This is a genomic window from Arthrobacter sp. I3 (assembly GCF_000520575.1).
Lineage (GTDB): Bacteria > Actinomycetota > Actinomycetes > Actinomycetales > Micrococcaceae > Arthrobacter > Arthrobacter humicola_A.
In genome coordinates this window covers 1-4,952 of the sequence record NZ_KI914975.1, presented here as the reverse complement: position 1 = coordinate 4,952, position 4,952 = coordinate 1, and the positions used below count along the sequence as shown (strand labels likewise).

Genomic DNA, 4,952 nt, shown 5'->3' with positions numbered 1-4,952 from the left:
GTTCGTAGCGGTCGGTGCGCATCGGGAACCGCCACTCGAGCTCCTCGATCGGGTTGTTGCGGGTGTTGGCGATGAGGTTGTCTACGGAGTCCGGCCCGTCGCTGGTTGCGCGGGCGCCGTAGGAGCCCTCGTTGACCTCGAGGTAGACCCAGTACTCGCCCTGTTTCTCGTCCCATCCTGAGTAGGAGATGAAGTGGATGTGGGCGGAGTTGCCGGCCGTGACGCGTTCCGGGATAACGGGGGCCAGGGCCCGCAGGGCCAGATCGACGGCCCGCTGTACCTGGGAGAACCGCGAGAAGGTCGCAGCCGGGTACGTCGGGTTGAAGATGGTGCCCTCCGGAGCGATCACCTTCAGCGGCTTGAGCATGCCCTCGTTCTGGGGCACGAACACCGGGAAGGCGACCTCGTCCAGGAATATCATCCGGGTGATGAACGTGAATGCCGAGACGGTGGTGCCCTCGAAAGCGCAGTTATAAGCTGTGGGCACCTGTTCGGAGGATCCGGTGAGGTCGTAGGTGATCTCGTCACCCTCGATGATCACCTTCACGACGATCGGTAGCTTCTTGCCGTAGTTCCGGCCGTCGTCGTCCAGGTAGCCGACCTCGGTCTCGTAGACGCCGTCGGGGATCTTGGCGATCTCCTGGCGCAGCATCCGCTCCGAGTAGTCGATCCAGCTCTGGCCGGCTTCGCGGACCGCGCCGAAGCCGTACCGCTCGATGAGGGCGATGTAGCGGGACTTGGCCAGCTCGCAGGCGGCGATCATCGCCTGGAAGTCGCCCTCGTTGGAGGTGGGTGTCCGGGTGTTGTTGAGGATGTGCCGGATCAGCGATTCCTGGCGGACGCCCTTCTCGGAAATCTTCACCGCCCGGAAGATGGTGCCTTCGGACTGGATGTCCTGGATGTCCACCATCAGTCCGGAGTACGCACCGCCGTTGTCGATCAGCTGGCCCGAGGCGCCGGCGAAGCCGACGAGTTCCCCGTCGTGGAAGATCGGTTCGATGATCGCGACGTCGGGGGAGTGCGTGGCGCCGAGGTACGGATCGTTGTGCAGGATGATGTCACCGTCGTGGATGTCGTCGCCGAGGACCGAGATCACACCCTTGACGATCTTGGGCATCGAGCCCATGAACATTGGCGTGGAGTCGGACTCGGCCAGCACGTTGCCGTCCTTGTCGAAGAGCCCTGCACCGAGGTCCTCGGACTCACGGATGATCGAGGAGTAGGCCATGCGGAAGAGCACCGATGCCATTTCCTTTGCTGCGGAGTTCAGGGCGCCGCCGATCACGCGCATCAGGATCGGGGTGGCCAGTTTCTCGGCGCTCTGGGTGGCGGCCGGGCAGTCGATGACGAGGTTGCCGGCTGCATCCACCGCTCCGGAGAATCCCGGAGGAATAACTGTGGTGGAGTCGTACTGCTCGATGATGGCGGGGCCGGTGAAGGTGATTCCCACGCCCATCCTGTCGCGGTCGTAGAAGCCGGTGTCCAGGGTGACCGGCTTGCCATCCTGTTCGAAGGTCACCGGGCGGGTTTCCACCAGGGCGTCATCGAGGGAACCGGACTTGATCGCTTCCGGCGTGGGCAGGTCATCCATCAAGGCGCTGGCCTCCACGCGGATGTTGATGACTTCCACGGTGCCGTTCTTGAAGCGGTGCCCGTACTCCTCGAAGTGGGCGTCGTGGAAGGCCGCCTCGGCCATTTCCAGCCAGGCCTGGTTAACCGGTCCGGCGGGCGCAGTGAAGCGGATCTCGTACCCCTGGCCCTCGTAGCGCGCGTCGGCGAGCCATTCGAGCTTGCGGCGTCCGGCTGGCACATCCTCGGCATCGAGTTGGGCGTTGGCCTCGCGCTCCAGTTGCTCATAGGAGCCCTGGATGGCGGCGGGGTCTGCGCTGGCGAACGTGAACCGCCTGGTGGCGACGAACTCATACTTCTCGTCGGTAGCCAGCAGGCCGGTCGCAGCCATGATGCCCGGGTGGGCCGGGATCAGCACCTTCGGGACCTCCAGCTCCGCGGCGATCTCGCAGGCGAACAGTGCGCCGGCGCCGCCTGCCGCGACGAGGGTGAAGTCACGCGGATCGTAGCCGCGGCGGACGGAGTTCTGCTCGATCGCCTGGGTCATGCCGAACTTCTGGATCTGCAGCGCGCCAAGGGCGGCCTGGTCCACGGACATGTTGAGTTTTTCCGCCAGACCTTCCATGGCCTTTCGGGCGCCATCGAGATCCAGATCCATGCCTGAGCCTGCCAGGACGCGGTCAGGGCGCATGCGCCCCAGCAGCATCTGGGCGTCAGTTGATGTCGGCTCCGTCCCGCCGCGGCCGTAGCAGACCGGGCCCGGGACGGCGCCGGCAGACTGCGGACCCACGCGGAAGACCCCGCCGGCGTCGACGTAGGCGATGGAGCCGCCGCCTGCGCCGATGGTGTCGATGTCCACCATCGGGACCATGGCCTGGTGGTCGCCGATCTTGGTGTCCAGCAGGTGGCGCATGCGCAGTTCACCCTGGTAGGCCACACCGATGTCCGCTGAGGTCCCCCCAATGTCCAGAGTGACCACGTTCTCGAAGCCGGACTGACGGCCGGCCCACATGCCGCCGATCAGGCCGCCGACCGGTCCGGACATCATCAGTGTGACGGGCCGCTTCGCGGCCTCCTTGATCGGGACCATACCGCCGGAGGACTGCATCAGCAGGATCTCCCGCTTGTAACCCAATCCTTCTGCCTGCTCCTGCAGGCGGTAGAGGTAACGGGAGACCCGGGGCCCGACATAGGCATTCAGCGCCGTGGTGGAAAACCGCTCATACTCCCGGTACAGGGGCACGATGTCACTGGAAAGGGACAGGTAGGCTTCGGGGAACTCCTCCGCGACAATCTCCCCGATCCGCTGCTCATGGGCGGGATTCAGATAGGAGTGCAGCAGGCAGACGGCGATGGCCTCGACACCGGCCGCCTTCAGCTCGCGTACGCGCTCACGGACCTCGTCCTCGTCCAGGGGAACCAAAACGTCGCCGTTCGGTGCGGTGATGCGCTCCTTGACGGTGAGCCGGTGACGGCGCTTGATCAGAGGCTTTGTCTGCCAGGGCAGATCCTGCTGAAGGGAGAAGTTATGCGGCTTCTTGTGCCGGGCGATGTGCAGGATGTCCCGGAAACCCTCGGTGGTGATCATCCCGACCTCCGCACCGGTGTGCGTCAGCGCGGTATTCGTGGCGACCGTGGTGCCGTGCACCAGCTGGTCGATCTCCGAAAGCGAGACCCCGGCCTTTTCGCAGAGCTTTATGATGCCGTTGATCACGGCCTCAGACGGGTCGTGCGGGGTGGAGGGAACCTTTTCCACAACGGCGATGCGCTGGTCGTCGTCCGAGAAATACAAGTCGGTGAATGTACCGCCGACGTCTACTCCGATGCGCTTCATAAGGGGGTCCTTTCGAAAGTTTGGTTCAGGACTGGGTTGAAGGGAAAGACGGGGGGCCTCTCGGCCGGGCCCGAATTCACCCGGGATTGGAGCTAGTCCGCTGGGCCGGGGGTCCGGTCCCGCAATCCGATGTGCCGTAGCTCACATCGTTGCTTAGAAAGCAATTTAGTTCCTTTGCGAACAACACGCAATGTTTTTGACGTTCATTTCTTGGGACTTCCCCTTTTGCGTCAGGGGACGTGCGCCTCCCTAAGAGTTGGAGAGCAGCTTGCGGAAGGATTCGGCTCTGCCAAGCAGGGTGGGGAGGGGGCACGGTCGGTTTTTGGACTGCTGAGAAAAAGGGGTTACATGTTGCAGAACTATCGGCTAGGGCACCCGGCCGGCCGTCATCCACATTGACATGGCCAACGCCTGGACCCGCCCGGGCCGCCAGTTCTCCTCCTCGATGTGAACCTGCCGTCCGACATGGGCCTGTGGTCCCAAAAGATCCCGGTTGAGACCCTGGGCGATCGCCGAGGGCTTCCGCCCGATCATCGTCAAGGAGGCCGTGGGCGACCCCGTGCCAGGAGTCGTGGCGTGGAACCTGTTCGATATGGACTCCAAGTTCGGCGACGTGGAGCCGCTGGAGACTTGTCCTCCGACGAGAGGTTGGATGGGCACGCCGTACGATGGCTACGGTGACTGCGCGTAGCGCCTGGAGAGGGAGAACCCATGCTTGACCCACAAACAACCACTGACAAACCGCAAGGGGCGGCAGCATCGCTGCTCAACGGTCTTACCGTGCTCGAAGCCTTCTCCGTCGCCAAGCGTTCCCTCCTGGGCGTCACGGAGATCTCCGAGCTCGTTGGCCTGCACAAGAGCACGGTCTCCCGGATGCTTAGCGGCCTGGACGAGGCCGGCTACGTGCAGCGCGACGAGGAAACAGGGCGATACCGCCTCGGGCTCGGGATGATCGGCCTGGCCGGACCACTGCTGGCCGAGCTTAGCGTCCGCCGTGCCGCCCTGCCCCACCTCGAAGAACTCACACAGGCCACCGGCGAGACGGCCGCGATCGCCGTTTGGAACGGCAGCAACGCGATTGTCGTGGAACAAACGGCTTCCACTCACCAGGTCAAGCACAGCGCGGCGATCGGCACGCGCTATAACAAGTTCGCCAGTTCCTCGGTCCGCGTGTTCCTTGCCGAACTGCCGCCCGAGGAGACCGATCGTCTGCTTGCCGACCGTACGGTCCTGCGGGAGGGCTACCTCGGTCTCGAAGACCCGGCCCACGAACAGCTCGTCGGAGTGCGTGACGACGGCTTCGCCGTCAACGACGGCGAGACCACTTACGAGGAATACGGCGTGTCCGCTCCTGTGCGGGACTACCGGGGCGAAGTCGTCGGCTGCATCACAGCCAGCGCGCCCCGATCCCGAGTGCAGTACATGCAGAGTCAGTCGATCCTGCGCGAAGCCGTGCTCGAGGCCGCGGCGCGGGTGTCTACACGGTTGGGCCACCTGCCGGGGAAACAGATCCAGGTCGCTGACGGCGCTGTTGGCTGATCCGAGCAGG

Annotated in this window: 3 protein-coding genes; 2 read left to right on the top strand and 1 reads right to left on the bottom strand. The window is 64.4% G+C overall.

Annotated elements, in window-relative coordinates:
- Window positions 1–3,403, bottom strand: a 3,403-nt coding sequence (locus tag Y706_RS28520) for a hydantoinase B/oxoprolinase family protein (RefSeq protein WP_043437065.1), incomplete at its 3' end; no start/stop codon positions are given.
- A gap of 493 nt (window positions 3,404–3,896) precedes the next feature.
- On the opposite strand from Y706_RS28520, the gene Y706_RS29890 reads away from it, so the two are divergent.
- Entirely contained in the window at window positions 3,897–4,094 is a 198-nt protein-coding gene (locus Y706_RS29890; protein ID WP_216699165.1) for a cysteine hydrolase family protein, read from the top strand.
- Window positions 4,095–4,114: 20 nt separating this feature from the next.
- Window positions 4,115–4,942 (top strand): IclR family transcriptional regulator, encoded by an 828-nt coding sequence (locus Y706_RS0122005; protein WP_028278268.1) that lies wholly within the window; start codon window positions 4,115–4,117, stop codon window positions 4,940–4,942.
- Window positions 4,943–4,952: the final 10 nt, after the last annotated feature.

Excerpts from the sequence above, each read along its gene's own strand:
- Y706_RS0122005 (WP_028278268.1), top strand. The coding sequence starts at position 4,115 with ATGCTTGACCCACAAACAACCACTGACAAACCGCAAGGGGCGGCAGCA.